Source organism: Dehalococcoidia bacterium (assembly GCA_035310145.1).
Lineage (GTDB): Bacteria > Chloroflexota > Dehalococcoidia > CAUJGQ01 > CAUJGQ01 > CALFMN01.
Map to the genome: position 1 here is coordinate 45,101 of DATGEL010000094.1, position 24,216 is coordinate 69,316.

The 24,216-nt window shown below is 70.0% G+C and carries 22 protein-coding genes and 1 pseudogene; 12 read left to right on the plus strand and 11 right to left on the minus strand.

Going from position 1 to position 24,216, the window contains the following annotated elements; genetic code table 11:
* Positions 1-3 precede the first annotated feature (3 nt).
* The 3 genes from lpdA to VKV26_17765 all read left to right on the plus strand — a co-directional run bounded on the left by lpdA (position 4) and on the right by VKV26_17765 (position 3,728).
* Positions 4-1,398, plus strand: coding sequence for a dihydrolipoyl dehydrogenase (gene lpdA, locus VKV26_17755; protein ID HLZ71752.1), 1,395 nt, complete (start codon positions 4-6; stop codon positions 1,396-1,398).
* Positions 1,399-1,574: 176 nt separating this feature from the next.
* On the plus strand, positions 1,575-2,642 hold the full coding sequence (gene pdhA / locus VKV26_17760; protein ID HLZ71753.1) for a pyruvate dehydrogenase (acetyl-transferring) E1 component subunit alpha: 1,068 nt from the start codon (positions 1,575-1,577) through the stop codon (positions 2,640-2,642).
* 30 nt (positions 2,643-2,672) lie between these two features.
* Positions 2,673-3,728 carry an alpha-ketoacid dehydrogenase subunit beta gene (locus VKV26_17765; GenBank protein HLZ71754.1) on the plus strand — a complete coding sequence of 352 codons (1,056 nt, stop codon included), beginning with the start codon at positions 2,673-2,675 and terminating at the stop codon, positions 3,726-3,728.
* Positions 3,729-3,877: 149 nt separating this feature from the next.
* Here VKV26_17765 and VKV26_17770 read toward each other — a convergent pair whose 3' ends face one another.
* The 3 genes from VKV26_17770 to VKV26_17780 form a co-directional block, all read right to left on the minus strand.
* The gene (locus VKV26_17770) at positions 3,878-4,333 is read right to left on the minus strand and encodes a hypothetical protein (GenBank protein HLZ71755.1); all 456 of its coding nucleotides are present in this window, start codon (positions 4,331-4,333) and stop codon (positions 3,878-3,880) included.
* A gap of 83 nt (positions 4,334-4,416) precedes the next feature.
* Positions 4,417-4,851 carry an NUDIX domain-containing protein gene (locus VKV26_17775; protein ID HLZ71756.1) on the minus strand — a complete coding sequence of 145 codons (435 nt, stop codon included), beginning with the start codon at positions 4,849-4,851 and terminating at the stop codon, positions 4,417-4,419.
* On the minus strand, positions 4,838-5,836 hold the full coding sequence (locus tag VKV26_17780; GenBank protein HLZ71757.1) for a PAC2 family protein: 999 nt from the start codon (positions 5,834-5,836) through the stop codon (positions 4,838-4,840). The genes VKV26_17775 and VKV26_17780 overlap by 14 nt, the downstream gene beginning before the upstream one ends.
* Positions 5,837-6,089: 253 nt before the next feature.
* On the opposite strand from VKV26_17780, the gene VKV26_17785 reads away from it, so the two are divergent.
* Positions 6,090-7,427 carry a 3-hydroxyacyl-CoA dehydrogenase family protein gene (locus VKV26_17785; GenBank protein HLZ71758.1) on the plus strand — a complete coding sequence of 446 codons (1,338 nt, stop codon included), beginning with the start codon at positions 6,090-6,092 and terminating at the stop codon, positions 7,425-7,427.
* Between the two features lie 81 nt (positions 7,428-7,508).
* On the opposite strand, the pseudogene VKV26_17790 reads toward VKV26_17785, so the two are convergent.
* Positions 7,509-8,398: pseudogene (locus VKV26_17790) on the minus strand (IS5 family transposase).
* Between the two features lie 380 nt (positions 8,399-8,778).
* Between VKV26_17790 and VKV26_17795 the strand changes: the two are divergent.
* Positions 8,779-10,011, plus strand: coding sequence for an acetyl-CoA acetyltransferase (locus VKV26_17795; GenBank protein ID HLZ71759.1), 1,233 nt, complete (start codon positions 8,779-8,781; stop codon positions 10,009-10,011).
* 72 nt (positions 10,012-10,083) lie between these two features.
* Here VKV26_17795 and VKV26_17800 read toward each other — a convergent pair whose 3' ends face one another.
* The 3 genes from VKV26_17800 to VKV26_17810 are packed head-to-tail and all read right to left on the minus strand — an operon-like array spanning position 10,084 to position 13,357.
* Positions 10,084-11,109: a phosphotransferase gene (locus tag VKV26_17800; protein ID HLZ71760.1), complete on the minus strand. Its 1,026-nt coding sequence runs from the start codon at positions 11,107-11,109 to the stop codon at positions 10,084-10,086.
* A gap of 8 nt (positions 11,110-11,117) precedes the next feature.
* The gene (locus tag VKV26_17805) at positions 11,118-12,641 is read right to left on the minus strand and encodes a HAMP domain-containing sensor histidine kinase (GenBank protein ID HLZ71761.1); all 1,524 of its coding nucleotides are present in this window, start codon (positions 12,639-12,641) and stop codon (positions 11,118-11,120) included.
* Positions 12,638-13,357, minus strand: a complete 720-nt coding sequence (locus VKV26_17810) for a response regulator transcription factor (protein HLZ71762.1) — start codon at positions 13,355-13,357, stop codon at positions 12,638-12,640. Before VKV26_17810 ends, VKV26_17805 begins: the two co-directional genes overlap by 4 nt.
* A 196-nt stretch (positions 13,358-13,553) precedes the next feature.
* Here VKV26_17810 and VKV26_17815 point away from each other — a divergent pair, with 196 nt between their 5' ends.
* From VKV26_17815 to VKV26_17825, 3 genes are all read left to right on the plus strand, one after another.
* Positions 13,554-14,579 carry an ABC transporter ATP-binding protein gene (locus tag VKV26_17815; protein HLZ71763.1) on the plus strand — a complete coding sequence of 342 codons (1,026 nt, stop codon included), beginning with the start codon at positions 13,554-13,556 and terminating at the stop codon, positions 14,577-14,579.
* 108 nt (positions 14,580-14,687) lie between these two features.
* A complete protein-coding gene (locus VKV26_17820; GenBank protein ID HLZ71764.1) occupies positions 14,688-15,536 on the plus strand; it encodes an ABC transporter permease in 849 nt (282 codons plus the stop codon).
* Between the two features lie 226 nt (positions 15,537-15,762).
* A complete protein-coding gene (locus VKV26_17825) occupies positions 15,763-16,164 on the plus strand; it encodes a TIGR03618 family F420-dependent PPOX class oxidoreductase (GenBank protein ID HLZ71765.1) in 402 nt (133 codons plus the stop codon).
* Between the two features lie 208 nt (positions 16,165-16,372).
* On the opposite strand, the gene VKV26_17830 is transcribed toward VKV26_17825, so the two are convergent.
* The 3 genes from VKV26_17830 to greA form a co-directional block, all read right to left on the minus strand.
* Positions 16,373-16,750 (minus strand): transcriptional regulator, encoded by a 378-nt coding sequence (locus VKV26_17830; GenBank protein HLZ71766.1) that lies wholly within the window; start codon positions 16,748-16,750, stop codon positions 16,373-16,375.
* Positions 16,743-17,357, minus strand: a complete 615-nt coding sequence (locus tag VKV26_17835) for a hypothetical protein (GenBank protein HLZ71767.1) — start codon at positions 17,355-17,357, stop codon at positions 16,743-16,745. The genes VKV26_17830 and VKV26_17835 overlap by 8 nt, the downstream gene beginning before the upstream one ends.
* Positions 17,358-17,451: 94 nt before the next feature.
* Complete coding sequence (greA, locus tag VKV26_17840; protein ID HLZ71768.1) at positions 17,452-17,931, minus strand: transcription elongation factor GreA; 480 nt, start codon at positions 17,929-17,931, stop codon at positions 17,452-17,454.
* Between the two features lie 344 nt (positions 17,932-18,275).
* Between greA and VKV26_17845 the strand changes: the two genes are divergently transcribed.
* From VKV26_17845 to VKV26_17855, 3 genes are all read left to right on the plus strand, one after another.
* Positions 18,276-21,215: an insulinase family protein gene (locus VKV26_17845; GenBank protein HLZ71769.1), complete on the plus strand. Its 2,940-nt coding sequence runs from the start codon at positions 18,276-18,278 to the stop codon at positions 21,213-21,215.
* A 61-nt stretch (positions 21,216-21,276) separates the two neighbouring features.
* Positions 21,277-21,837, plus strand: coding sequence for a Uma2 family endonuclease (locus tag VKV26_17850; GenBank protein ID HLZ71770.1), 561 nt, complete (start codon positions 21,277-21,279; stop codon positions 21,835-21,837).
* A 607-nt stretch (positions 21,838-22,444) separates the two neighbouring features.
* On the plus strand, positions 22,445-22,795 hold the full coding sequence (locus tag VKV26_17855) for a hypothetical protein (GenBank protein ID HLZ71771.1): 351 nt from the start codon (positions 22,445-22,447) through the stop codon (positions 22,793-22,795).
* Here the strand turns inward: VKV26_17855 and VKV26_17860 are convergent.
* Positions 22,771-23,133 carry a DUF5615 family PIN-like protein gene (locus VKV26_17860; protein HLZ71772.1) on the minus strand — a complete coding sequence of 121 codons (363 nt, stop codon included), beginning with the start codon at positions 23,131-23,133 and terminating at the stop codon, positions 22,771-22,773. The two genes, VKV26_17855 and VKV26_17860, sit on opposite strands and share 25 nt — an antisense overlap.
* A gap of 116 nt (positions 23,134-23,249) precedes the next feature.
* Here VKV26_17860 and VKV26_17865 point away from each other — a divergent pair, with 116 nt between their 5' ends.
* Positions 23,250-24,209, plus strand: coding sequence for a peptidyl-alpha-hydroxyglycine alpha-amidating lyase family protein (locus tag VKV26_17865; GenBank protein HLZ71773.1), 960 nt, complete (start codon positions 23,250-23,252; stop codon positions 24,207-24,209).
* Positions 24,210-24,216: the final 7 nt, after the last annotated feature.

Sequence of the window (24,216 nt, forward strand, 5' to 3'; positions counted from 1 at the left end):
GGTATGGACGAGTTCGACGTAGCGATCCTCGGCGGCGGCCCCGGCGGCTACGTGGCCGCGATTCGCGCCGCCCAACTCAAGCTCAAGACCGCGCTGATCGAGCGCGACGAGGTCGGCGGCATCTGCCTGAACTGGGGCTGCATCCCCTCAAAGGCGCTGCTGCGCAACGCCGAGATTCTCTCGCTCGTCCATCATGCCACGGAGTACGGCATTCGCGCCGACGGCGTGCAGGCCGATTTCGGCGCCGCCATCGACCGCAGCCGCGGCGTCGTGGATCGCATGGTCAAGGGCGTGCAGTTCCTGCTGCGCAAGCACGGCGTGCAGACCTTCAAGAGCACCGGCACGCTGCGCTCGCCCGGCGAGGTCGAGCTCGGCGACGGGCAGACCCTCAAGGCGAAGCAGATCATCCTCGCCACGGGCGCCCGTGCCCGTGAGCTGCCCGGCATCGCCATCGACAGCGAGCGCGTGATCACCAGCCGCGAGGCGCTGGCGCGCAAGCAACTCCCCGCCTCCGCCGTGATCATCGGCGCCGGGCCGGTGGGCATGGAGTTCGCCTACGTCTGGCGCAGCTACGGCACGGAGATCACGATCGTCGAGGCGCTGCCGCACCTGCTGCCCCAGGAAGACGAGGAGATCTCCGCCATCGCCGAAAAAGAGTTCGCGAAGCAGGGCATGACCATCCTCACCGGCGCGAAGGTCGTCTCCGCGCGGGCGCACGCCAACGAGGGCGGCGCCGAGGTCGAAGTCGAGACGGCGCAGGGTCCGCAGAAGCTGCAGGCCGAGCTGGCGCTGGTCGGCATCGGCGTGCAGGGCAACAGCGACGGCCTCGGGCTTGAGGCGCTGGGCGTGCGCGTCGAGCGCTCCTTCGTGCCCGTCGATGCGACGATGGCGACCAACGTGCCGGGCATCTACGCGATCGGCGACCTCACCGGGCCGCCGCTTTTGGCGCACGTCGCCTCGGCGCAGGGCGTCAACTGCGTGGAGATCATCGCCGGTCTGCAGCCGCCGGCGCTGGACTACGAGCAGATGCCCCGTGCGACCTACTGCCAGCCCGAAGTTGCCAGCATCGGCCTTACCGAGGCGCAGGCGCGCGAGCGCGGGCTGAAGTTCTCTATCGGGCGCTTCCCCTTCCGCGCCAACGGCCGCGCCCTGGCGCTGGCCGAGCCGGAGGGCCTGGTCAAGCTGTTGGCCGAGCAGGGCAGCGGCGACCTGCTGGGCGTGCACCTGATCGGCCCCGGCGTCACCGAGCTGTTGGGCGAGCTGTCGCTGGCACGCTCGCTGGAGGCGACGCCGGCCACGCTGGGCTACGCGGTGCACGCGCACCCCACGCTGTCCGAAGCTGTGAAGGAGGCCGCCCTCTCCGCGCGGGGCGAAGTGATTCATGCCTGGCAGGGCTAGACGCGGCCGAACGAGGGATTCACGGCGCGGCAACGCGCTCCCGCTGAACGGTGGATCGGGGCGGCAGAAGGACGGTGGCAATGACGGCGATCGCACACATTGAACAGAACGGCAACGGCGCAGCGAGGGGAAGCACTCCCCCGGCGTCCACGACTTCCACAAACATGGTGAACACCATGACGGCGCTTCCGCAGAGCACGGTGGCCGAGGCGCGGCCGTCCGACAGCCAGCTCGTCGACTTCTTCCACCAGATGCAGCTCATCCGCCGCTTCGAAGAACGCGCGGCCGAGCAGTATACGCGGCGGCGCATCGGCGGCTTCCTGCACCTGTACGTCGGTGAAGAGGCCGTCGCGGCGGGCACGATCATCCGCCTGCGCCCCGACGACTACATCGTCACGCACTACCGCGACCACGGCCACGCCCTGGCCCGCGGCCTCGACCCGAACGCGGTGATGGCCGAGCTGTTCGGCCGCTCCACCGGCGTGAGCCGCGGCAAGGGCGGCTCGATGCACCTCTACGACGCCGACCGCCATTTCCTCGGCGGCTACGCGATCGTCGCCGGGCACCTGCCGATCGCCTGCGGCCTGGGCATGGCCTGCCAGGCGGAGCGGAACGGCCGCATCTGCCTCTGCATCTTCGGCGACGGCGCCGTGAACGAGGGCGAGTTCCACGAGGCGCTGAACCTCGCCTCGCTCTGGAAGCTGCCGGTGATCTTCCTCTGCGAAAACAACCTCTACGGCATGGGCACGGCGCTGGCCGCGGCCTCGGCCACGAGCGAGCTGTACAAGTTCGCCGAGGCCTATCACATCCCCGGCGCCCGCTGCGACGGCATGGACGTGAAGGACTGCTACCGCGCCATGGGCGACGCGCTCGATCACGTTCGCTCCGGCGCCGGGCCGTACTTCCTGGAGGCGATGACGTATCGCTTCCGCGGCCACTCGATGGCCGACCCGGAGCTGTACCGCTCCAAGGAAGAGGTCGCGCAGTGGCGCCAGAAGGACCCGATCGTGACCCTGCGTGACGATCTGGTCGCCCGCGGCGTGCTCAGTGAACAGCAAGCGCAGCAGATCGAGCAGCGCGTCGAGGATGAAGTCGAGGCCGCGGTCGAGTTCGCCGAGCACAGCCCCAACCCGGACCCGCGCGAGCTGTTCACCGACATCTACGCCGAGAGCAGCCGCAGCCACGTCGCCCGCCATCTGCGCAGCGCCGTGGGCGAGACCACGCACGCCGAAGCGACCGCCTAGCGCCACGAACACCGACAGGAATCAAGCACGATGACCATGAACCTGCTGACCCGCGAAGCCGCGGAGCCCGCCGGCGCCGAAGCCGCGGCCGACGAGCCGTTCGCGCCCGAAGACGCGGTTGAGATGACCGTGCGCGACGCGATCGCGCTCGCCCTGCGCGAGGAACTGATCGCCGACGAGCACGTCTTCCTGATGGGCGAGGATATCGGCGCCTACGGCGGCTCCTACGTCGTCACCAAGGGCTTCTTCGACGAGTTCGGCGACCAGCGCGTGCGCGACACGCCGATCGCCGAGTCCGTGATCGTCGGCTCCGCCATCGGCGCGGCGATGGGCGGCCTCAAGCCGATCGTCGAACTGATGACGATCAACTTCAGCCTGCTGGCGCTCGACCAGATCGTGAACCACGCCGCCAAGATCCTCTACATGTCCGGCGGCCAGGTGAACGTGCCGATCGTTCTGCGCATGGTCACGGGCGGCGGCAGCCAGCTCGGCGCCCAGCACTCGCAGAACCTCGAAGCCTGGTACGCGCGCGTGCCCGGCCTCAAAGTTGTCTGCCCGGCCACGCCCTACGACGCGCTGGGCATGATGCGCAACGCGATTCAAGAGGCGAACCCCTACATCTTCGTCGAGCACAGCCTGCTCTACCGCAACAAGGGGCTGGTGCCGAAGGCGTACTACACCGTGCCGGCGGGCAAATCGATCGTGCGGCGGCGCGGCAAGGACGTGACGCTGGTCGGCTACCTGCGTTCGGCGCACCTCAACCTGGAGGCGGCCGAGATCCTGGCGAAGGACGGCATCGAGGCCGAGGTGATCGACCTGCGCAGCCTGCGCCCGGTCGACCTGGAGCCAGTGATCGCCTCGGTGCAGCGCACCAACCGCGTCGTCGTTTCCGAGGACGCCTGGCTGACCGGCGGCTTCTCCAGCGAGATCTCCTGCCAGGTGCAGGAGCGGGCCTTCGACTTCTTGGACGCGCCGGTGCAGCGCGTCAACGGCGCCGACGTGCCCGCGCCCTACAGCCGCGAGCTGGAAGAGCTGGCCTATCCCAGCACCGAGGACATCGTGCGGGCCGTGCGCTCGGTCCTGTAGCCCTGGCGGTTGTGTCGCCAGCTTCGCCGCCGAGGACTATTCATCGAGCCACGGTTGCGCCCCGCGTGGCCGCGGTCGCCGCGCGGAAAACACAAGCACCGGCCTCAGGCAGTGCGGAGGCCGGTGCTTCCTGTGCAGGGGGGGTGGCCTTAACCGCCCGACGCGGCCACCGCGAAGGGGATCGTCACCGTGTTGCCCGTCTCCTCTTCGTAGAAGACGGCGCGCCACTGGCCGGGCTTCGAGCCGGGCAGGTCGCGGCCCGGCACCATTACGATCGCCGCCGCGCCGGTGTCGTCCACGATGATCGCCTGGTCGACGCCGTCCTTCTGATAGGTGTAGCGCTGCTCGGCGTCATCGAAGAGCACGATGTCCACGCCGTGGCCGGGGGTGAGGCCGGTGACGCTGAAGACGTACTGCGTCGTCATGTTGCCGCCGTCCGGCGCCACCGTGGCGTTGCCGCCGGCGTGCGCCACCCGCGCCAGCGAGAACCAGCAGCAGACGACGAGCACGCCGAACAGCAGCGCCATGCGCCGCAGATTGCTGCCGCTCGGCCGCGCCGCGGCCACGAGCACCCGAGAGCGTTCACCTGGAAACCGTACTGCCATGCTGCACCGCGTCGTGAACTGGGGCATCATGCCCGCTGCCCAACGTGGTGTTCCGCTTGCGGCCGCGCCGATGAAGGCCCGTCCTACCGCGCTGCCTCCCCATCGAAATAGCTGCGCAGCGCTTCGCCGTGGCCGGGGCAGAAGGCCAGGCTCGCCGCCTCGGCCTCCGTCACCCAGCGCATCTCCTGGCCCTCCAGGCAGAACACCGGCTGCCGGCCGTCGTACGCGGCCCAGAAGTAGTGCCGCGGCACGGGAACACCGTTCTTAGCATCGGTGCGGGCCACGATCAGTTTCAGGGCTTCGGGTACGATTCGGTAGCCGGTTTCCTCTTCGATCTCGCGCACGGCGGCGGACAGGGGCTCCTCGCCCGGCTCGATCGCACCGCCGGGGATCGCCCACAGGCCGGGATAGTCGATGCCGGGTGTCTCGTCACGGTGCTGCAGGAGCACGGCGCCGTCGTCGCGCACGAGCAGCAGCAGGGCGCCGCCGGGCAAGCGGCCGGCGCTACTCGTCGTCATCGTCCTCGTCGTCGTCGTCGTCCTGCTGGTGACGCTGGCGCAGAAACTCCTCCAGCTCCTCGACGATCGCGGCGCCGCTGGGCAGGTCGCCGGACGGGCGCTCGACCGGCTCGTCGTCGGCCTGTTCGCCCTGCTCTTCCAACATGCGCACGTAGCGGCGCACGTCGGGATTCTGGTCCACCGCCTCCGCCACCTGGCGCTCGAAGCGGGCGCTGGCGTTGTCCAGCTCCACCAGGTCGAGATCGAGGTCGAAGAGTTGATCCACGTAACGGACGAGCGCGACGAGCGTCTTGGGGTTGGGCGAGACGTTGATGTAGTGCGGCACGTTCGCCCAGATGCTGGCCGTGGGCATGCCGGCGCCGCGGCAGGCGTCCGAGAGCACGCCGACGATGCCCGTCGGCCCTTCGTAGCGCGAGCGGCGCACGCCGAGGTCGGGCCACTGCGCGAAGATCTCGGGGTTGGTCGTGGTGCCCGTCACGCGCACCGGCCGCGAGTGCGGCACGTCGGCCAAAAGCCCGCCCAGCAGCACGAGCGCGCGGGCATTGACCTTGCCGGCCAGCTCCAGGATCGCGGCGGTGAAGCTGTGCCAGTTGAGCGCCGGCTCGCGCCCGGCCATCAGCACCAGGTCGCGCGAAGAGCGGCTGTTGCGGAAGTAGTGGAAGTCGTTCGCCGGCCAGGAGAGCTCGCGCTGCGTGCCCTCGACCAGCTTGATCGTCGGGCGGGTCTCGGTGAAGACGTAGAACTCCTCCGGGTCGATGCCGGCGAAACGCGGCGCGTGAAAGCGCTCGATCAGGTGCTTAACCGCGCCGGTGGCCGACTCGGCCGCGTCGTTCCAGCCGGCGAAGGCGCAGACGATCACCGGCTCACGCAGCGCCGGCACGCGCTCGATCTGCAGCGCGGCGGCGCTCGGTGCGACGGCACGACGGCGGCGCGTGCGTGGGCGCTGCTCCTCGTTGGCGTCGGGCGTGGGTTTTGGCTCTGGCATCTCGCCGCCTTCGTTCGTCGTCTCGCGCGGGCGACCGCCGCGGCCTCGTCCGCCGCCTCTCTCAAGTATAGGTGATGCGCTGCAGCAAGGCTCCGTGCCCGGCAGCCGGCGGCAGATGGCGGCGGCCGGGCAGCCCTCGGCGGATCAACTTCAATCCCTGCCATTCACTTCGCCTATGGAAAATATCCCCATCTATCGGCGTGGCCCGGTACAATGCGAGGCATCGCGGGAAGATCCGAGCGGAGGACGATCGATGGCCACACAAACGACTCCAGAACGGGCGCTGCGCCGCGTCGTGATTCTGGGCGCGAACGGGGCGATGGGCGCCGGTTCGGCCGCGCTGTTTGCGGCCGGCGGCTGCGAGGTCACGCTCGTGGCCCGCGACATCGGCAAGGTCGAGGGAGCACTGGCGGCGATTCAGGGCATCGCGCGATCGGAGCGCATCGCCGACGCGATCGAGGCGATGACCTACGCCGACGGCATGGCCACGGTGCTCGCCGACTGCGACCTGGTGTTCGAATGTCTGGCGGAGGACATGGCGCTCAAGCGCGAGATCCTTGCCGCCGTGGACGCTGCGCGGCCGGCAGATGCGCTGGTGGCCACCGTCTCCTCCGGCCTTTCGATCCGCGCCCTGGCCGAAGGCCGCAGCGCCGGCTTCCGCTCGCACTTCGCCGGTGTGCATCTCTACAACCCGCCGCATATGATGACCGGCGTCGAGCTGATTCCCCACCCGGCGATGCCCGCCGCGCGGCGGCACACGCTCGCCGAGCAACTCAGCACGCGCTTCGGCCGGCAGGTGGTCTTCTGCAGCGACACACCGGCCTTCGCCGGCAACCGCATCGGCTTCAGGCTGCTGAACGAAGTCGCCCAGCTTGCGCTGGAGCACGGCGTCCAGTTCATGGATACGCTGATCGGCCCCTACACCGGCCGCGCGCTGGCGCCGCTGGCCACCATCGACCTCGTCGGTTGGGATGTGCACCAGGCGGTCGTCGACAACCTGCGCGACAACGTGCAGGACGAGGCCGCCGCCGCCTTCGTCCTGCCGCGCTACATGGAGCGCCTGCTGCAACGTGGCCATCTGGGCGACAAGACGCCGCTGCTGGGCGGTTTCCGCCGGCGCAGCGTCAACGACGACGGCCGCGTCGTGCGTGAGGTGCTGGAGCCGGCCACGGGGCGCTATCAGCCCGAGGCCCCGCCGCCGAGGATCCCCTTCGCGCAGGAAGTCGCCGATCTGCACCGGCGCGGCCGCTACGCCGAAGGCATGCAGCGCTTCATGGACGCCGCGGGGCCCGAGGCCGAGCTGGCGCGGCGGGTAATCCTGGGCTACGTGAGCTACGCGCTGAACCGCGTGGGGCCGGGTGAGGTCGTGGCCGGCTACCAGGACGTGGACCGCATCATGGCCACGGGCTTCAACTGGGCGCCGCCGAGCGCGCTGGTGGACCTGATCGGCCTCGACCGCACGATCGCGGCGCTGGAGCGCTGCCAGCTTGCGGTGCCGGAAGTGCTGCGCGCGGCCCGGCGCGGCGAGCTGCCCACGCCGCTCTTCCGCCAGCCGCACATGTCGGCCGGGCGCTACTTCGGCGGGCAGTAGCGGGCGGCCCTCATCCCCTTCCCTTCCCCCAATACTAGGGGAAGGGCGATCGGGCGGAGGAAGTGCCGGGAGTGGGTCGGGTTAGGGAGTGTCTGGTAAATCATGCGGGAGCCAGAGGAGCAGGCTCGCGAGCACGACGAAGGCGCGGTCATTGAGGGCGCGCTTGTCGTCGCGGGTAGCCAGCGCCCGGAACTGCTTGAGCCGATTGAAGCAGCGCTCCACCACGTTGTGCCGCCGGTACGCCGCGGGATCGAAGGCCGGGTTGCGTCCCGGGTGGTGGGCTCGCCACTCGCGCTGATCCCGCCGCTCGGGGATGCACGCCGGGATGCCGCGCTTGCGCAGGAGCCGACGGGTGCTGGGGTGACTGTAGCCCTTGTCCGCCAGGAGCCGTGCCGGTCGGCGGCGGGTGCGCCCCTTCCCGTCGGGCTTCGGCACCGCGATGCCGTCCAGCACAGGCCCGAGCTGCGGGTTGTCACCCCACTGGCCGGGTGGCACCACGATCGCCAACGGCCGCCCCTTCCCGTCGCAGGCGAGATGGACCTTCGTCGTCAGCCCGCCCCGGCTGCGCCCGAGCCCCTCTTGCGGTCTCGGCGCGGGCGCCCCGTTTTTTCGTCCGCTGCCGCTCGCCGCGTGCGGGCGCCCGCGGCATGCTGGTGGGCGCGGAGGCTGGTGCTGTCCACGCTCACCTCCCAGACGATCTCCCCCACCGCATCGGACTTGGTCTGTGCCTGCTGCAGCAAACGCTCCCACGTCCCGTCCCGCCGCCAGCGCACGAAGCGGTCGTACGCCGTCTGCCACGGTCCGTACCGCTCGGGCCGATCCCGCCACGGCGCCCCCGTGCGCAGCTTCCACAGCATCCCGTTGATCACCCGGCGGTGGGCCTGCCAGGGCCGTCCCCGCCGGCCCTTCCCCGGCAACTGCGGCCCACGCTGCGCCCACGCTGCCTCCGTGAGTTCCCCACGTCCAACCATGCCTGCACACCAGAAAGGCGTCTCTCCTGACAGGCTACCAGTACGTGACCGTTTATCAGACAGACCCTAGTCGGGCCGGGTGGCTCGCGACTGGCGCCGCGACGGGCGCAGGTGATTGAAGATGGCCGTTCCACGGCCACGAGAATGCGCCCCTACCGCGTGCCGTTGGCGTCGCGGTTGCCTCGGCGCAGCGGCGCATGGTGGTACACCCAACCAGTGGCCGACCCAGCCCCGCCTTCAGCCTCAGTCCCCCGCGGTAGATCTCCCCTTCCCCTAGAATTGGGGAAGGGGCCGGGGATGGGGCCACGGGCGGGCTACAATAGACGCAGGCGCCTCGCCGTACGACGAGCGGGGGCGCCGCAGCGCAGGAGAGCAGAGCAATGACCGAGCCGGTGTACATCCTCGGCGGCTATCAGACGGACTTCGCCCGCAACTGGGCCAAAGAAGGCAAGCACATTGCCGCCATGTTTGTGGAGGCGGTGAACGGCGGGCTTGAGGCCGCCCGCATCGAGGCCAAAGAGGTGCAGGTGGGCCACGTCGGCAACTTCGCGGCCGAGCTGTACGCCATGCAGGGCCATCTGGGCGCCTTCCTGCTGGAGGCCGATCCCGGCTTCCGCGGTCTGCCCACGTCGCGGCACGAGGCCGCCTGCGCCTCCGGCTCGATCGCCGTGCTCGCCGCCTCCGCCGAGATCGAGGCCGGCCGCTACGACCTGGCGATGGTGCTCGGCGTCGAGCAGATGAAGACGGTCGATTCCGCCCGCGGCGGCGACTTCCTCGGCACCGCCGCCTGGTACGAGCGCGAGGCCGCCGGCGTCAGCTACCCCTTCCCCAAGCTGTTCGGCCGCCTGGGCGATGTCTACGAAGAGCGCTACGGCCTCAAGGACGAGCACCTGGCCCGCATCTCGGCGATCAACTACGACAACGCCAAGAAGAACCCGCTGGCGCAGACGCGCGGCTGGTTCATGAACGAGGACCAGGCGAAGACCTCCGACAAGTTCAACATGCCGATCGCCGGCCGCATCAAGGTCTCCGACTGCTCGCAGGTCACGGACGGCGCGATCACGATGTTCCTCGCCTCCGAGCGCTACGCGGCGGAGTACGCGAAGCGGCACGGCCTCGACCTCAACAGCCTGCCGCGCATCCTCGGCTGGGGCCATCACACGGCGCCGATCGGCTTCGACGACAAGATCGCCGAGAGCCAGGGCAACGAGTATGTGCTGCCGCACACGCGCCAGGCGATCCTCGACGCCTTCCAGCGGGCGCAGCTGCCCGAGGTCTGGGCGCTGGACGCCATCGAGACGCACGACTGCTTCACCACGTCCGAGTACATGGCGATCGACCACTTCGGCCTGACGGCGCCGGGCAAGTCATGGCAGGCGATCGAAGAAGGCGTGATCGAGCTGGACGGCCGGCTGCCGATCAACCCCAGCGGCGGCCTGATCGGCTGCGGCCACCCCGTGGGCGGCACGGGCGTGCGCCAGTTGCTCGACGCCTACCGCCAGCTCACCGGCACGGCCGGCGGCTACCAGGTGGAGGGCGCGAAGCAGGTCGCCACGCTCAACATCGGCGGCAGCGGCACCACGAGCTGTGCCTTCGTCGTCGGCGCGGCATAGGGGCGCGTGGCCTCACCCCCAACCCCCTCTCCAGTTCCTGGAGAGGGGGCCTTTGTTGTGCGGAGTTTGGCGTCAGAGCGCAGCGGCGATCTCCGACAGGGTGGCGTCGAGGGTGGCCCAGAGCACGAAGCCGTAGGCTTCCATGCCCCGGAGCAGCTCTTCGTCCTTCTCTTCGCTCGCAGCCGCTGTGCCTCCATCGAGCAACCTTTCGAGCCGCGCCAGCATGTCGCCCAGGTAGCGACGCAGCATACAGAAGGCGAAGCGGTCGAGCTGCAGCGGCCCGGCGCCGCCGGCCTCGCGGTAGACGGCAAGCGCCTGGGCGAAGCCGTGGGGGAGCAGCGACCAGAGGTCGAACTCGGGCGGCGCAACGCTCGCGAAATCCCAGTCGAGCACACTGAGGCTGCCGTCTTCGTCGACGAGCATGTTGTCGCCGCCGAGGTCGGAGTGGCAGAGCACGAACGGGCCGCCCGATCGGCGCACGGTTGTCTGTAATTCGCGAAGCCGCGCGTACTGCGCGCGGATCTCGGCCTCGCGCGGCAGCAGCAGGCGCCGCAGGGCGCGCAGGCCCGGCCGCCGCTCCGAACCGATGCGCGCCACCACGGCCAGGCGGTGATTGAGGCCAGCTTCGTCCGGGATGGCGAACGTTTCGCGCGGCGGCAGCACGTCCGCTAACGCCGGGGTGGCGCGATGAATGACCGCGATCGTGCGGGCGAACTCGTCGCGCAACGCCACGGGCATCCGGCGTGGCGCCGCGGTGCCGGGCAGGAGCGGAAACAGGGCGAACGGCCCTTCCGAGAGGTCGGCCCACAACGCACCCGTTTGTGCAGGGATGGGAGAGGGCACTCGTCGCAAGAGCCCGCGATCGCACAGCGCGCGTGCCAATGTGAGCGAACCGTACCGGCGATGTGCTGCCGCCTGCCCGAGGCGCAGTTCCGGCCAGAGCTTGAGGAAGTATCGCTGGCCGCCGGCGCAGTGCAGCACGTAGCAGGCCGCATCGAAACCAACCGGCACGAAATCCAGCTTCTCGGCCGGAATCTGGTACTCCGCGCGAACCACTGCGATCAGGCGTTCGCGGTTAACGGACGGTTCACATCGCATAGGCTCGCTCACGCGCCGGCCGGCGTGGCGACGGGCGGCACGGCGCGCGATCCTGCCTCGGCAAGCGGCAGCGTGCCGGTGAAGACGGCCCCGCCGGCGGCGCCGTTGGCGGCGGTCAACTCGCCGCCGTGCGCGGTGAGGATGCGCTGCGCGATCGTCAGGCCGAGCCCGGCGCCGCCCGTTTGGCGGTTGCGCGAGGATTCGCCGCGGAAGAGCGGGTCGAAGAGGCGCGGCAGATCCTGCGGCGGGATGCCCGGCCCCGTGTCCGCCACCGAGAAGACCAGACGGCCCGCGCCCTCGCGCCAGCGCAGGCGCACCTCGCCGCCCGGCGGCGTGAAGCGGATGGCGTTCTCCAGCAGGTTGCCCAGCGCCCGCCCCAGCAGGTGGGCGTCGGCGTCGAGTCGCACCGGCCAGCCGGGGCCGTCGAGCAACTGCGCCACGCCCTTCTCCTCGGCACGCGGGCGCAGCGCGTCCACGGCGCGGGCGACGACGGCGCCGAACTCCAGCCGCTCGCGCTGCGGCTCCTGTTCCAGATACTCCAGCCGCGTGTAGGTGAACAAGTCCGCGATCAGCCGCTCCAGCGCGTCGGCCTTCTCCTGGCAGACACGGATGTACTGCGCCGCCTTCTCCGGCGTCGACGCGATCCCCTGCTCCAGTCCTTCGAGGTAGCCGCGCAGGGCGAAGAGCGGCGTGCGCAGGTCGTGCGCCACGGCGGTGATGAACAGCCGCCGCTCCTGCTCCAGCTCCGCCTGCCGCACGAGCGAGCCGCGCAGGGCCGCGCCCATCGCCGTAAACGCTATCGCTGCCTCGTTCACCTCGCGCACGTGCGATCGCGGCACGGAGACGTCGAGGTTGCCCGCGGCGATCTCGCGCGACGCCTGGCTGAGCGCGTGCAGCGGCGTCAGCATCGCCGGCCGGATCGCCTGCGCCACGAGCAGCAACGCCAGGGCGAGCGCCCCGAGAATGATCAGCGGCGAGAGCTCGCTGCGTAGTGTGCTGGCGAGGGCCGTCTCGCCCTTCAGCGCCGGCAGCGGATACGAATAGAGCCGCACCAGGTTGCGGCCGCCGCCCGGCGCGGCGACGGTGAAGGTCAGCACCGCCCGCGTGATCGAGCGGCCGTCCGCGCCGCCGGCGGGCGCGAGCGGGTCGCCGCTGCTGCGGTAGACGCTGTTGCCCGCCGCATCCGTCAGCTCGACGTCGACCCCTACCGTAGCCGCTCGCCGCTGCAGCTCGGCCTGCCAGGCCGGGTCCGTCCAGCGGGCCACGCCGCGCTCCACCAGCGGGCGCACGCGCTCGAACGCCTGCGAATCGGTCAGCTCGCGCTGGGCCAGCACGTGCACCACCGCCGCGGAGCCGACGGTGGCAAGCACGGGGCTGAGCAGGATCGCAAGCAGGCCGAGGCCGAGCCAGCCGCGCACCGGCAGCGTGCGCTGCTTCGGCCCCGACCGCAGGAAGCGCACGACCGCCACCAGCAGCGTGGCGAGCGCCAGCAGCACGCCGATGAAGATGCCGGTGACCAACGCGGCGCTCATCGCTCCCGCTCCCCACCGCCTGGCGCCGCCGGCGGCCGCTCAAAACGGTAGCCGACGCCCCAGACGGTGACGATATAGCGCGGCCGGTTCGGATCGGGCTCGATCTTCTCGCGGATGCGGCCGATGTGGACGGTGACGGTGTGGCGGTCGCCGTACTCCTCGCCCCAGCAGTGCTCGAAGATCTGGTCGCGGGTGAAGACCTGGCGCGGGTGCTCGGCCAGCAGGCAAAGGACCGCAAACTCGCGCGCCGTGAACGGCACGGGCTGCCCGCCGACCCGCACCTCGTGGGCACGCAGGTCGATCTGCAGCGGGCCAAAATCGAGCGTCGCGCCAGCCGCCGGCCGCAGGCCGCGCCGTGCCCTCCGCAGCACCGTCTTCACCCGTGCCACCACTTCACCGGGCGTCGCCGACTTGACGATGTAGTCGTCGCCCAGACCGAGGCCGCGGATCTTGTCCACGTCCTGGTCGCGGGCGGAGAGAAAGAGCACCGGCACGTCGGAGCGCTCGCGGATCTGCCGGCAGACGTCGAAGCCGGAGCGGCCGGGCATCATCACGTCGAGCAGCAGGCAGTCCACCGCGTCGCGGTCCAGCAGGTCGAGCGCGTCTTGCCCGTTCTGCGCCGAGAGCACGCGGAAGCCGTCGGCTTCGAAGAAATCGCGCAGCAGCTCCGTGATCGCCGGCTCGTCGTCCACCACCATCACCGTCGTCTGTGCCATACTGCCGTCCTGCTCCGGCCGATCACCCTGCTCCCGCGCCGGCCTCGCGTTCATTATCGCGCGGCGATTGTGCGCGAGTGCGAAAACGCAGCGACTGCTGAGCGGCTGTTGACCGCTTGTTGAGCTTTTCCCACAGGCCGCGTTGAGCGTCACTGCCTAGCCTGAGATTGAGCCCACTGCGCTCAGAGGACTTCCGATGACACGCGAATCGATCGAGCGAGTTGTCGGCGCCGTCGTGGCGCCGAGCGGGCCGGCGGAAACCCGCCCCACGGCGATCAGCGTACGCGGCCTGACCAAGCGCTACGGCGCGGTCACGGCGCTGAACGGATTGGACCTTGAGGTGCCGGCCGGCGCCGTGTTCGGCTTCCTCGGCCCCAACGGCGCCGGCAAGACGACGGCGCTCAGCATTTTGGCCGGCCTCTCGCACCCCGACGGCGGCGAGGCGCGCATCTGCGGGCACGACGTGGTGGCCGACGGCATGGCCGTGCGGCGGCGGATCGGCTTCCTGCGCCAGGACCCGCGCTTCTACACCTGGATGACCGGGCGTGAGGTGCTGCAGTTCACCGGCCGCTTCTTCGACCTGACCGCGGCCGAGCTCGACCGCCAGGCGGACGAGCTGCTGGCGCTGGTCGATCTCTCCGGCGCGGCAAGCCGCACGATGGGCACCTACTCCGGCGGCATGCGCCAGCGGCTCGGCATCGCCCAGGCGCTGATGGGCCAGCCGGAGGTGCTGCTGCTCGACGAGCCCTGCTCCTCGCTCGACCCGGCCGGGCGGCTGGAGGTGATCCAGATCATGGAGCGGCTGCGCGGCACGATCACCGTCTTCTACTCCACGCACATCTTGCAGGACGTGGAGCGCGTGGCCGACGCGGTGGCGATCACGGCCCGCGGCCGCACGGTGATGCAGGGCACCCTGCGCGAGCTGCTCGCCGGCAGCCGCACGACGCTGCTGGTCGAAGTCGAGGGCGATCCGGTCGACCTGATCGCGGTGCTGCGGCGCGAGCGCTCGATCCAGAGCGTGGAGTGGGAGCAGACGGGCGACACGGCGTTGCAGCGCCTGCGCCTGGAGGTGCGCGACCTGGCCGCCGCCCGCCGCGCGGTGCCCCCGATCGTTGTGCGCAGCGGCCTGCTCTTCGTCGGCTGCCGGCCGGAGCAGCGCTCGCTGGAAGAGGTCTTCCTCGACCTGACCGACGGCGACAGCGGCGACATTACGAGGAAATAGGCACGAGGAGCCAGGAAATTGGGAGGAGCGGCGTTCGCCTCTCGCTTCCGGTTGCTCGTTCCTGTCTCCTTACGAAACGAACACCGTCACAACGAAAGGACGACGGACATGGTCTCCTCAGACACACCGGCAGCAGTCCTGCACCGCTCCCCGGCCGGACGGCCGGAGAAGACCGCGTTCCTGGCGGGCGCACAAAACATCTTCCGCAAGGAAGTGCTGGAGTGGTTTCGCACACGGCGCTTTCTCGTCGCCAGCCTGCTGACCACGCTGCTGCTGGGCGTCGTGCCGGTGGGCGTCTTCCTGCACGAGGGCGGCCTGAGCCACGGCCGTTTCGTCCTCGCGCACGGCACCTACGACAACATGATGGAGGCGTGGATCGCGCTCTCCGTTACGCTGGGCAACTACCTGATGATCGCGCTGACGATGGGCATGCTGGTGCGGGAAGAGGAGACGGGCACGGCGCAATGGCTGTTCACCAAACCGGTCTCACGCGCCGGCTACGGCCTGGCGAAGTACACCGCCAACGCGCTGGTCGCGATCCTCGCCGCGGTCGTTGTGCCCGGCCTGGTCTTCATCGGGCTGACGAACCTGCTGTTCAGCAACGGCATCGAGCACTGGGGCGGCGCCTTCGGGGCGCTGGGCATCGCCTCGTTCCATGCGGCGGTCGTGATCGGCATCATCCTGGCGCTGAGCACGCTGTTCCGCTCGCAGGCGCCGGTGGCGGGCATCGTGATCGGCCTCGGCTTTCTTCCCCTGGTCGCGGCGGGCGCCCAGTCGGTCCGGCTGATCGCCTGGACGATCTTCGGCGCCCCGGTCTGGATGGGGCCGGCCGTGGCGGCGCCGCTGGCGCGGGGAACGGCGGTCCGCAGCTTTGAGGCGCTGGTGGTCTGGCTGCTGCTGACACCGCTGCTCGTCGCCTTCGCCTGCTGGCGGCTGACGCGCAAGCAGTTGCAGTAGGCGGGCGTTCGGCCCTCACCCCTGCCCCTCTCCCAATCCTGGGCGAGGGGTTTTCTGCGGTGCGCCGCCGAGATCGTGCGGGCCGTGAATCTGGATGCACTGCTCCCAATCCTGGGAGAGGGGTTTTCTGCGGTGCGCCGGCTTGCCAGCCCTGGCTGCGGCGATCCACGATGCGGCGGGGCGGGAAGCCTCGATGTCAACCGCGTCAGCCACGAAGGAGCCGGCTATGCCAGACGCCGCCGGGCGCGAAGCGTTCCTCGCGCAACACCGCTTCTGTGTGCTGGGCACGCTGCGCAAGGACGGCCGCGCCCGGCTCTCGCCGATGGCCTATCTCTACGAAGACGGCAAGATCATTATCTCCACCACGCGCACACGCGGCGGCGGCCGCACGGCGAAGGCCGACCCGCGCGTCACCGTCTGCATCATCAATTTGGAAAACCGGGGCGAATACCTCACCGTCTACGGCCAGGCCGAGGTCTACGAAGACGAGGCGATGACGCTGCGCCTGTTCGAGATGTTCCGCCGCAAGAAGCTGGAGGGCGCCGAGCGGGAGCAGGCGCGCGAGGAGATTCACCGCGACGGCCGCGTGATCCTGCGCATCACGCCGCAGGAGTTCTATCCGCGCTGACGCGCACGCTCAGCGCCAGGCCGCACCGGCCACCTGCAGCGCCTCGCGGGCGGCGCGCGAAGCGCCGAACAGCGCGGAGGGCGGTACCCTGCCTGCCGCGGCCTCTGCCGGGCGCGCCGCGCCTGCCTCGGTCGCGTGCGGGCAACCCCAGCCGGGGCCAAGCGGGCAAAGGACTTCGTACCGCAAAGTCAGCGGGCAAAAAAAGAGGTCACGCCGGGTTCTGCTGTCCTCGTGCTGCACGAATCAGCGCCTCCATGTGATCCAGATACCGCTCCAGGGCGCGGCGCCCGGCGGGGGCCAGCCGGAACTCCGTCTTCGGCACGCGGCCGTCGAACGACTTCGTGCAGGCGATGTAGTCCGCCTCTTCCAGCCGGCGCGCGTGCACGGAGAGGTTGCCGTCCGTGGCGCGCAGCAGGCGCCGCAGATCGGTGAAGCTCAGCGTCTCGTTCACGGCGAGGGCGCTGAGGATGCCCAGCCGCATGCGATCGTGCACAAGCCGATCGAGGTCGGCGGCCTGGGCGCCGCCTGCCAGGGCCGCAAAGCTCGAATCGTCGTCATCACGCCTGAGGGCGCGTTCCTTAGCCACCGTGCCTCCTCGCGATCGCCAGGCCGAAGGCGACGTGCAGTCCGCCGAAACCGGCCGCCATGAAGGCGTCGCCCCAGGCGGCCGGCGCCGCCAGCGCCACGGCGCCCAGCGCCATGAAGCAGGCGCCCATCAGCGGCAGGATCTTGATCGAGAAGGCGCCGCCGGTGATGACGCCGGCGCCGTAGAGCAAGAGCCACGTGCCGGGAATCGCGGCGAACAGCCCGTTGTGATCGAGCACCAGTGTCAGCACGATGCTGGCAAGAAAGGGCGGCGCGAAGTTGATCAGGCAGCGCCGCGCCGGGCCGCGCACCACGGAAACCTGCGCCAGGTGCGCCCGCCGCCCGATGCAGACCGCCGCGATCGCCAGGGCCAGCAGCGCCTCACCGATCCAGACCGCCAGCCAGGCGTGGCGGCTCGCCTGCGCCGCGGCGAGCGGCGCCGCCAGCAGCGCCGTCAGCCCCATCAGCACGACGCCAACGCCGGAGACGGCGGTGAACGACCCGGCCGACTCCATCGTCTCGCGGATGAAGCGCAGGTTGTCGACTGCGCGGCCGTGCAGCGAAGCCGGCTCCGGGGGCCAGGGCGAGATCGGCCGTCTGGACGCCATAGCGGCACGCTACGCCGGCGCGCCACGCGTGTCAAGTACTTTGCGATGCCAAGTAGCAGCCCGCCGCTCCGCGCCCGCGCGGCGCCCGGCAAGGTCAGGTGAGCGAGACGATCGTGAGCCGCCGGTTGCCGTTGGGCGCGGCCACTTCCACCAGATCGCCGGCGCGGCGGCCCAGCAGCGCCTTGCCCACGGGCGAGCCGTCGCTGATCCTGCCGCGGATCACGTCCACCTCTTCGATCGAGCCGACGATCTGGTAGGTCTGCTCCGGCCCGTCCTCCGGTTTGACGACGACAGTGCTGCCGAGCTGCACGGTGCCGGTGCGCTTCGCCGCGGCCGGATCGATGATCTCGGCGCGGGCCACCGTGTCTTCAAGCAATAGAATGCGCTTTTCGACCTGCGCCTGCTCTTCCTTGGCGAACTCGAAGCCCGGCTCGTCTTCGGTGCTGAGATTGCTCTCGCGCGCCTGCTCCAACGAGGCGGCCATCTGCGGCCGGCGCACGTTGCGCAGGTACTCCAGCTCTTCCTGCAGTTTCGCCAACCCATCGCGGGTGAGAGCGACTCGATCTTCGGCCACGGCGTTGTTCCCCCGGCCGGCGGCAAGGCCGGCCGTGCTCCCAAAATGCGGCAGCGGCGCGCATGCGCGCCGCAACCGCAGCCATCGTAGCGGATTCACCGCCCGCGCCCGCCGGCGCCGGCAGGCAAAACCAGATGCTAGTGTAGCCCACCCCCGCGCGCCGCGATACCGGCCCAGACGCCGTTTGCCGGCCGCAAGAAGTAGCCCGCGGCCGGCGCCGGAGACAGGAATGCCAGTGTCTGGCCTTGCGCTGCCGCCGCACGGGATAATCAGGCCCAGCCGGCACGGCAGCGAGGGGAAATGATGATCCGTACGCACGATCCCGTCTCAGCGGCGGCCCGCCCATGAGCGGCGAGATTCTGCCCTTCGCGGCGACCGAGGCCACGCTCGCCAACGGCCTGCGCGTGATCGTCGTGCCCACCGGCTTCCCCAACCTGGTCTCGCTGCAGATTCCCGTGCAGGCCGGCTCGCGCAACGAGGTCGAGCCGGGCAAGTCCGGCTTCGCGCACTTCTTCGAGCACATGATGTTTCGCGGCACGCCGCGCTTCTCGCCCGAAGCCTATGAAGCGCTGATCACGCGCGCCGGCGCCCGCCAGAACGCCTACACCACCGACGACTACACCAACTACCACGTCACCTGCGCCCGCGAAGACCTCGCCACGATGCTGGAGATCGAAGCCGACCGCTTCATGCACCTCGACTACGCAGAGCCGGCGTTTCGTACCGAGGCCCGCGCGATCTTAGGTGAGTACAACAAGAGCGCCTCCAACCCGCTGACCAAGCTGTTTGAGGTCCAGCGCGAGCACGCCTTCCGCGTCCACACCTACCGGCACACGACGATGGGCTTCCTCCAGGACATCGAGGCGATGCCCGAGCAGTTCACTTACTCGCGCGCGTTCTTCGCCCGCTGGTACCGGCCCGAGTACACCAGCGTGATCGTCGCCGGCGACGTGGATCCGCGCGAGACGCTGGCGCTGGTGGAGCGGCACTGGGGCGCCTGGCACGGCCCCGCGCAGGACACGCCGCCGCCCGCGATTCCACGGGAGCCGGCGCCGAGCGGCCCGATCGCGGCGCACGTGCCCTGGCCGTCGCCGACGCTGCCCTGGGTCACCGTCGCCTTCCACGGCCCCGCCTTCTCCGAAAGCGAGCCGGACTGGGCGGCGCTGGACACGCTGCTCGACCTGCACTTCGGCGAAACCTCGGAGCTGTACCACCGGCTGGTCGAAGAGGAGCAGATCGTCGATCGCCTGCTGCCCAATCTGCCCAGCACGCAGGACCCGGAGCTGGCCGGCGTGCTGGCAAGGCTGAAACGGCCGGAAGACGCGGACTGGGTGCGCGACGCGATCCTGCACACCATCGCCGCCGTGCGCCGCGAGCCCGTCGCCGCCGCGCGGCTGCAGGAGGCGAAGTCGCACAACCGCTACGCCTTCGCCCGCTCGCTCGACAACTCGGAGGCGATCGCCGGCACGCTGGCGCGCTTCGTGCGCTTCCGCCGCAGCTACGACACGCTCAATAACCTCTTCCGCGTCTACGACGCGCTCACGCCCGACGACCTGCTCGCCGCCGCGCGGCGCTACTTCCGCGACGCCCGCCTCGTGCAGACCACGCTCTCGCATGAGCCGCTGCCGGAGGCGCTGGCCGCGGCGCCGCCGCTGGACTCCTTCGCCGGAGAGCTAACTCCGCCGCGGCAGGCCGCGTCTCCCTTGCCGACGCGGGAAGGGCTGACCGAAGGTTTCCGGGAGGTCGCAGATGAGCCCTCCCCTGCGGGCCAGAGCGCGGCGCAATCATCGGAGGCGTTCAACGCACAGCCGATCCCCAGCGATGCAGGGGCAGGCGACGCCTGGCTTCAGCAGCCCTCGCCGCTGCCGGTGCTGCGGCTGAAGCTGCTGTTCGCCGCCGGCTCGGTGGACGATCCGCCGGGCAGGGAGGGGCTGGCGGAGCTTGCCGCCGCGCTGATCGCCGAGGGCGGCAGCCGCGAGCTGCGCTACGAGGAGATCACGCGCGCCCTCTTCCCGCTGGCGGCCAGCTTCGAGGCGCAGGTGGACAAAGAGCAGACGGTGTTCAGCGGCGTCGTGCACCGCGACGCGGCCGAGCGCTTTCTTGAGATCGCCCTGCCGCAACTGCTGCGTCCCGGCCTGCGCGAAAGCGACTTCGCCCGGGTCAAGGAGACGCAGCGCAACGCCCTCGTCCAGGACCTGCGCGGCAGCAACGACGAGGAGCTGGGCAAAGAACGGCTGCAGGGCAACTGCTTCGCCGGCACGCCGTACGCCCACCCCGCGCTGGGCAGCGTCTCCGGCATCGACGCGATCACGATCGAGGACGCGCGCGCCTTCATCGCCGCGCACTACACGCGGGCCAAGCTCACCGCCGCCCTCGCCGGCGACGCCCCAGACCCGTTCATCACCCGCCTCCGCGCCGACCTGAAAACATTGCCGTCTGGCACAATCCAATCCTCTACCTCGGCCTCCCCCTCTCCAGTCATCTGGAGAGGGGGCCGGGGGGTGAGGCCCCGGGGCCTCCAGGTCGAGATCATCGACAAGGACACGCGCGCCACCGCGATCTCCTTCGGCCACCCGATCGCGGTCACGCGGGCGCACCCCGACTTCGCCGCGCTGTGGCTGGCGCGCGCCTGGCTGGGCGAGCACCGCGCCTCGCTCGGCCGGCTCTACCAGCGGCTGCGCGAGGCCCGCGGCCTCAACTACGGCGACTACGCCTACGTCGAGGCCTTTCCCGGCGGCATGTACCGGCTCTTCCCCGAGCCGAACGTCGCCCGCCGCGCCCAGCTCTTCGAGATCTGGATCCGGCCGGTCGAGCCACAGCACGCCGTCTTCGCGTTCAAGCTGGCGCTGTACGAGCTGCGCCGCCTGATCGAGAACGGCCTCTCCGAAGACGAGTTCGCCGCCACGCGCGACTACCTGATGAAGAACGTCTTCCTGATGACGCGCACGCAGAGCCAGCAACTCGGCTACGCGCTGGACCAGCGCTGGCACGGCCTGCCCGCGTTCACGGGCTGGATGCGCGGACAGCTTCACGCCCTCTCGGCCGCGCAGGTGAACACCGCCGTGCGCCGCCATCTCTCCGCCGAGAACCTGCACGCCGTCTTCGTGGCCGGCAACGCCGCCGCCCTGCGCGGGCAACTGCTCTCCGCCGAGCCGGCGACGATCGAATACGACGCGCCTAAGCCGCCGGAACTGCTGGAGGAAGATCGCCGCGCCGGCGGCCTGCCGCTGAACCTCACGCCGGAGGCCGTCCGCATCACGCTGGTGGACGCCGTGTTCGCCTGAGCAGGGTTCGTCCGACGAGAACGAGCCTGCCGTACACTGAGAGCGAAAGCGCAGGTGTGCGATGGCGAACGCCCCGGCTCAACGGCTCCTGACCGTCGACGATCTGCTGGCGCTGCCGGATGACGGCGAGCACGAATACGAGCTCGTGTGCGGAAAGCTGGTGCCGATGCCCCCACCCAACTGGCGATCCTCGGTCGTGGCAATGAACGCTGCAATTGAGATCGGCTCCTTCGTTAAGCTACACAAGCTGGGATTTTGCTTCGGAGCCGACGGCGGCTTCGTCCTGGAGCACGATCCGGATACCGTGCGCATTCCCGATTGCGCTTTTGTTCGGGCAGAGCGGATCGAGCGCGAGGCGCCGGAGCGAGGCATCTGGCCCGGTGCGCCGGACCTAGCGGTCGAGGTGCTCTCGCCCAGCAACCGTTTCACCGAGATGGCCGAGAAGGTCGAAGACTACCTGCGCTCAGGCGTGCGCCTTGTCTGGGTGATCGACCCGGAGGCTCGGGTGGCCTTCATCTACGCGCCGAACCGGCCGGTCATGCGCGTCGCCGAGAGCGGCGTCCTCTCCGGCGAAGACGTCATCCCCGGCTTCACTCTGAACCTGGCCGAGATCTGGGCATGACCGCCGCCTCGGACCGGCCCGGACCCGTTCGCCAATGCACGCAGCGCCCACGTTGATCTCGGCGTGAGCGCGGCGATCGTGCCCTTGCTAGAATGGGCCGAATCGTTCGGCGCCAGCGCGTGGACGGCCCGGCCCCTGCCCACGGGCACGATCACGTTTCTCTTCACGGACGTGGAGGGTTCCTCCCGGCCGTGGGAGGAGCACCCCGTCGCCATGCGCCGGGCCATGGCCCGCCACGATGCGCTGCTCACCGAGATTTTCGAACAGCATGACGGCGTGGCCGTGCGGCCCGCCTTGCGGGCGCACCGGGCCCGCGGCGCGCCTGTTGGGTGCAGCGGTCGGACGGTGGGAAGCGACCGGCATCCCGGTGCCGCCCCGCTCCGGCATTCAGAGCTATAGCGAAGCGACCAAGGCGATCCGAGAGGGCATAGGGAATGCTGCCTTCGACGCTGCCTGGGCTGAGGGCCGCGCCATGTCGCTGGAACAAGCTGTCGCCTATGCTCTCTCCGACGTCTGAGCGCCGCAGCCGGATGGGTGCGCTGGCCAACGCCTTGCCGCGCCTATACTGAATGTGGGGGCGATGCGGCTACCCAGGGAGCTTGCGGCAATGGCGACCGAGACGGTAAGCGAAGCGGAGAAAATGCGGCGCGTGCCCGGAGTGTACTTCGCCACCGAGCCGTCGGGCCGCTGCGCCAAGGTCGCGGGCACGGGCATCGGCGTCTGGGAGATCATCGACGGCGCCCGCACGATCACCGAGCCAGGCCTCTCGCTCGCCGAGCGGGTGGCCCTGGGCTACGATTGGCTCACGCCCGCGCAGCGGCAAGCGGCGCTCGACTACTACGCGGCCTTCCCCGACGAGATCGACGCCCACCTCGCCCGTCAGGACGCGATCACGCCCGAATGGGTGCGAGCACATTTCCCGCGATTGCCCGGTCAGCCGCGCCCGCCGCGGACGTAATCGACCATGTACGCCGGCATGCCGTCCGGATGCTCCCGCTCGTAACGCGCGATCGATGCGGCGATGCCAAAGTGATCGCCTTGGCCTATGGATTCTGGGACGAGCAGCACCCCGGCGTGAGGGCGAGCGTCCTCCGCGAAGGCGAAGGTCAACTCGGTGAAGTCCTCCCGATCGCGCGTGACGATCACCCGCCCCTCTGCCGCGGCGTAGTCGAGCTGTTCCTCGTCCGTGCGGCCCTTGCGCCCCAGTTCCTCGACGCAGACGGCATCGAGTTGAAAGCGCAGGCGGCAGATCCTCGCGCTCGCGGCAGAGAGGTGCTCGTCCAGCAGATAGCGCATCCATCCCTCGCGCCCACGTCGTCTGCTGCATCGTGGTGGAACGGCGGTGCAACGATCGAGCGGCGCTGGCATAATGGCCGCGCGGAGCAACGGCAGAACAGCGCGGGAGGGCGACAATGACGAGCGCGGGTGTGATCGTGGGCAGCGGCAACTTCAGCTACGAGGCGCTGCCGGCCTGGGAGCAGATGCCGGCGGGGATGACGCCACGCGAATGCCCTGCGGTGGCCGTCAACTCCCAGGACCACGTGTATGTGATGACGCGCAATGCAGCGTATCCGGTGCTGGTCTTCGATCGGGGCGGCCGTTTCCTGCGCAGCTTTGGCCAGGGGCTGTTCAGCGAGCGCACGCACGGCCTCTGGATCGCGCCCGACGACACGGTCTACTGCGCCGACGACGGCACGCATGTGATCACGAAGTTTTCACCGAAAGACGAGCTGTTGCTCACGATCGGCAGGCGCGGCGAGCCGGCGCCGAAGTGGAGCGGCAAGCCCTTCAACCGGCCCACGCACGCGGCGCAGTCGCGCAAGACCGGCCACATCTTCATCAGCGACGGCTACGGCAACTCGCACGTGCACAAATACACGGAGTCCGGCGAGTACGTCAGCACCTGGGGCGGCACCGGCATCGACGCCGGCCAGTTCATCTGGCCGCACAACATCGCCGTCGACGACGACGACCGCGTCCTGATCGCCGACCGCGAGGCGCACCGCGTGCAGATCTTCGACGCCAACGGCGCCTTCCTCACGATGTGGAACAACATCCACCGCCCGGACGGCATGACGATCGGCCCGGACGGCAACATCTACATCGGCGAGCTGAACGGCATGAGCGGTCCGGACGATGCGCCCGGCCTCGGCCACCGCGTCAGCATCCTCAGCCCCAAGGGTGAGTTGCTCGGCCGTCTCGGCGATGCGCACGAAGGCGAGGCGCCGGGGCAGTTCATCGCGCCGCACGGTATCGCCGTCGACTCGCACGGCGACATCTACGTGGGCGAGGTCAGCTACACGATCCGCGGCAGTCACATGGATCCGCCGCGCGAGCTGCGCAGCTTCTCCAAGCTGCGGCGCGTCGGCTGAGGCTGGC

Bases quoted from the DNA above. Each gene is read 5' to 3' on its own strand.
- lpdA (HLZ71752.1), top strand. From the start codon at position 4: ATGGACGAGTTCGACGTAGCGATCCTCGGCGGCGGCCCCGGCGGCTAC.
- pdhA (HLZ71753.1), top strand. From the start codon at position 1,575: ATGACGGCGCTTCCGCAGAGCACGGTGGCCGAGGCGCGGCCGTCCGAC.
- VKV26_17765 (HLZ71754.1), top strand. From the start codon at position 2,673: ATGACCATGAACCTGCTGACCCGCGAAGCCGCGGAGCCCGCCGGCGCC.
- VKV26_17770 (HLZ71755.1), bottom strand. From the start codon at position 4,333: ATGGCAGTACGGTTTCCAGGTGAACGCTCTCGGGTGCTCGTGGCCGCG.
- VKV26_17775 (HLZ71756.1), bottom strand. From the start codon at position 4,851: ATGACGACGAGTAGCGCCGGCCGCTTGCCCGGCGGCGCCCTGCTGCTG.
- VKV26_17780 (HLZ71757.1), bottom strand. From the start codon at position 5,836: ATGCCAGAGCCAAAACCCACGCCCGACGCCAACGAGGAGCAGCGCCCA.
- VKV26_17785 (HLZ71758.1), top strand. From the start codon at position 6,090: ATGGCCACACAAACGACTCCAGAACGGGCGCTGCGCCGCGTCGTGATT.
- VKV26_17795 (HLZ71759.1), top strand. From the start codon at position 8,779: ATGACCGAGCCGGTGTACATCCTCGGCGGCTATCAGACGGACTTCGCC.
- VKV26_17800 (HLZ71760.1), bottom strand. From the start codon at position 11,109: ATGCGATGTGAACCGTCCGTTAACCGCGAACGCCTGATCGCAGTGGTT.
- VKV26_17805 (HLZ71761.1), bottom strand. From the start codon at position 12,641: ATGAGCGCCGCGTTGGTCACCGGCATCTTCATCGGCGTGCTGCTGGCG.
- VKV26_17810 (HLZ71762.1), bottom strand. From the start codon at position 13,357: ATGGCACAGACGACGGTGATGGTGGTGGACGACGAGCCGGCGATCACG.
- VKV26_17815 (HLZ71763.1), top strand. From the start codon at position 13,554: ATGACACGCGAATCGATCGAGCGAGTTGTCGGCGCCGTCGTGGCGCCG.
- VKV26_17820 (HLZ71764.1), top strand. From the start codon at position 14,688: ATGGTCTCCTCAGACACACCGGCAGCAGTCCTGCACCGCTCCCCGGCC.
- VKV26_17825 (HLZ71765.1), top strand. From the start codon at position 15,763: ATGCCAGACGCCGCCGGGCGCGAAGCGTTCCTCGCGCAACACCGCTTC.
- VKV26_17835 (HLZ71767.1), bottom strand. From the start codon at position 17,357: ATGGCGTCCAGACGGCCGATCTCGCCCTGGCCCCCGGAGCCGGCTTCG.
- VKV26_17845 (HLZ71769.1), top strand. From the start codon at position 18,276: ATGAGCGGCGAGATTCTGCCCTTCGCGGCGACCGAGGCCACGCTCGCC.
- VKV26_17850 (HLZ71770.1), top strand. From the start codon at position 21,277: ATGGCGAACGCCCCGGCTCAACGGCTCCTGACCGTCGACGATCTGCTG.
- VKV26_17855 (HLZ71771.1), top strand. From the start codon at position 22,445: ATGGCGACCGAGACGGTAAGCGAAGCGGAGAAAATGCGGCGCGTGCCC.
- VKV26_17860 (HLZ71772.1), bottom strand. From the start codon at position 23,133: ATGCGCTATCTGCTGGACGAGCACCTCTCTGCCGCGAGCGCGAGGATC.
- VKV26_17865 (HLZ71773.1), top strand. From the start codon at position 23,250: ATGACGAGCGCGGGTGTGATCGTGGGCAGCGGCAACTTCAGCTACGAG.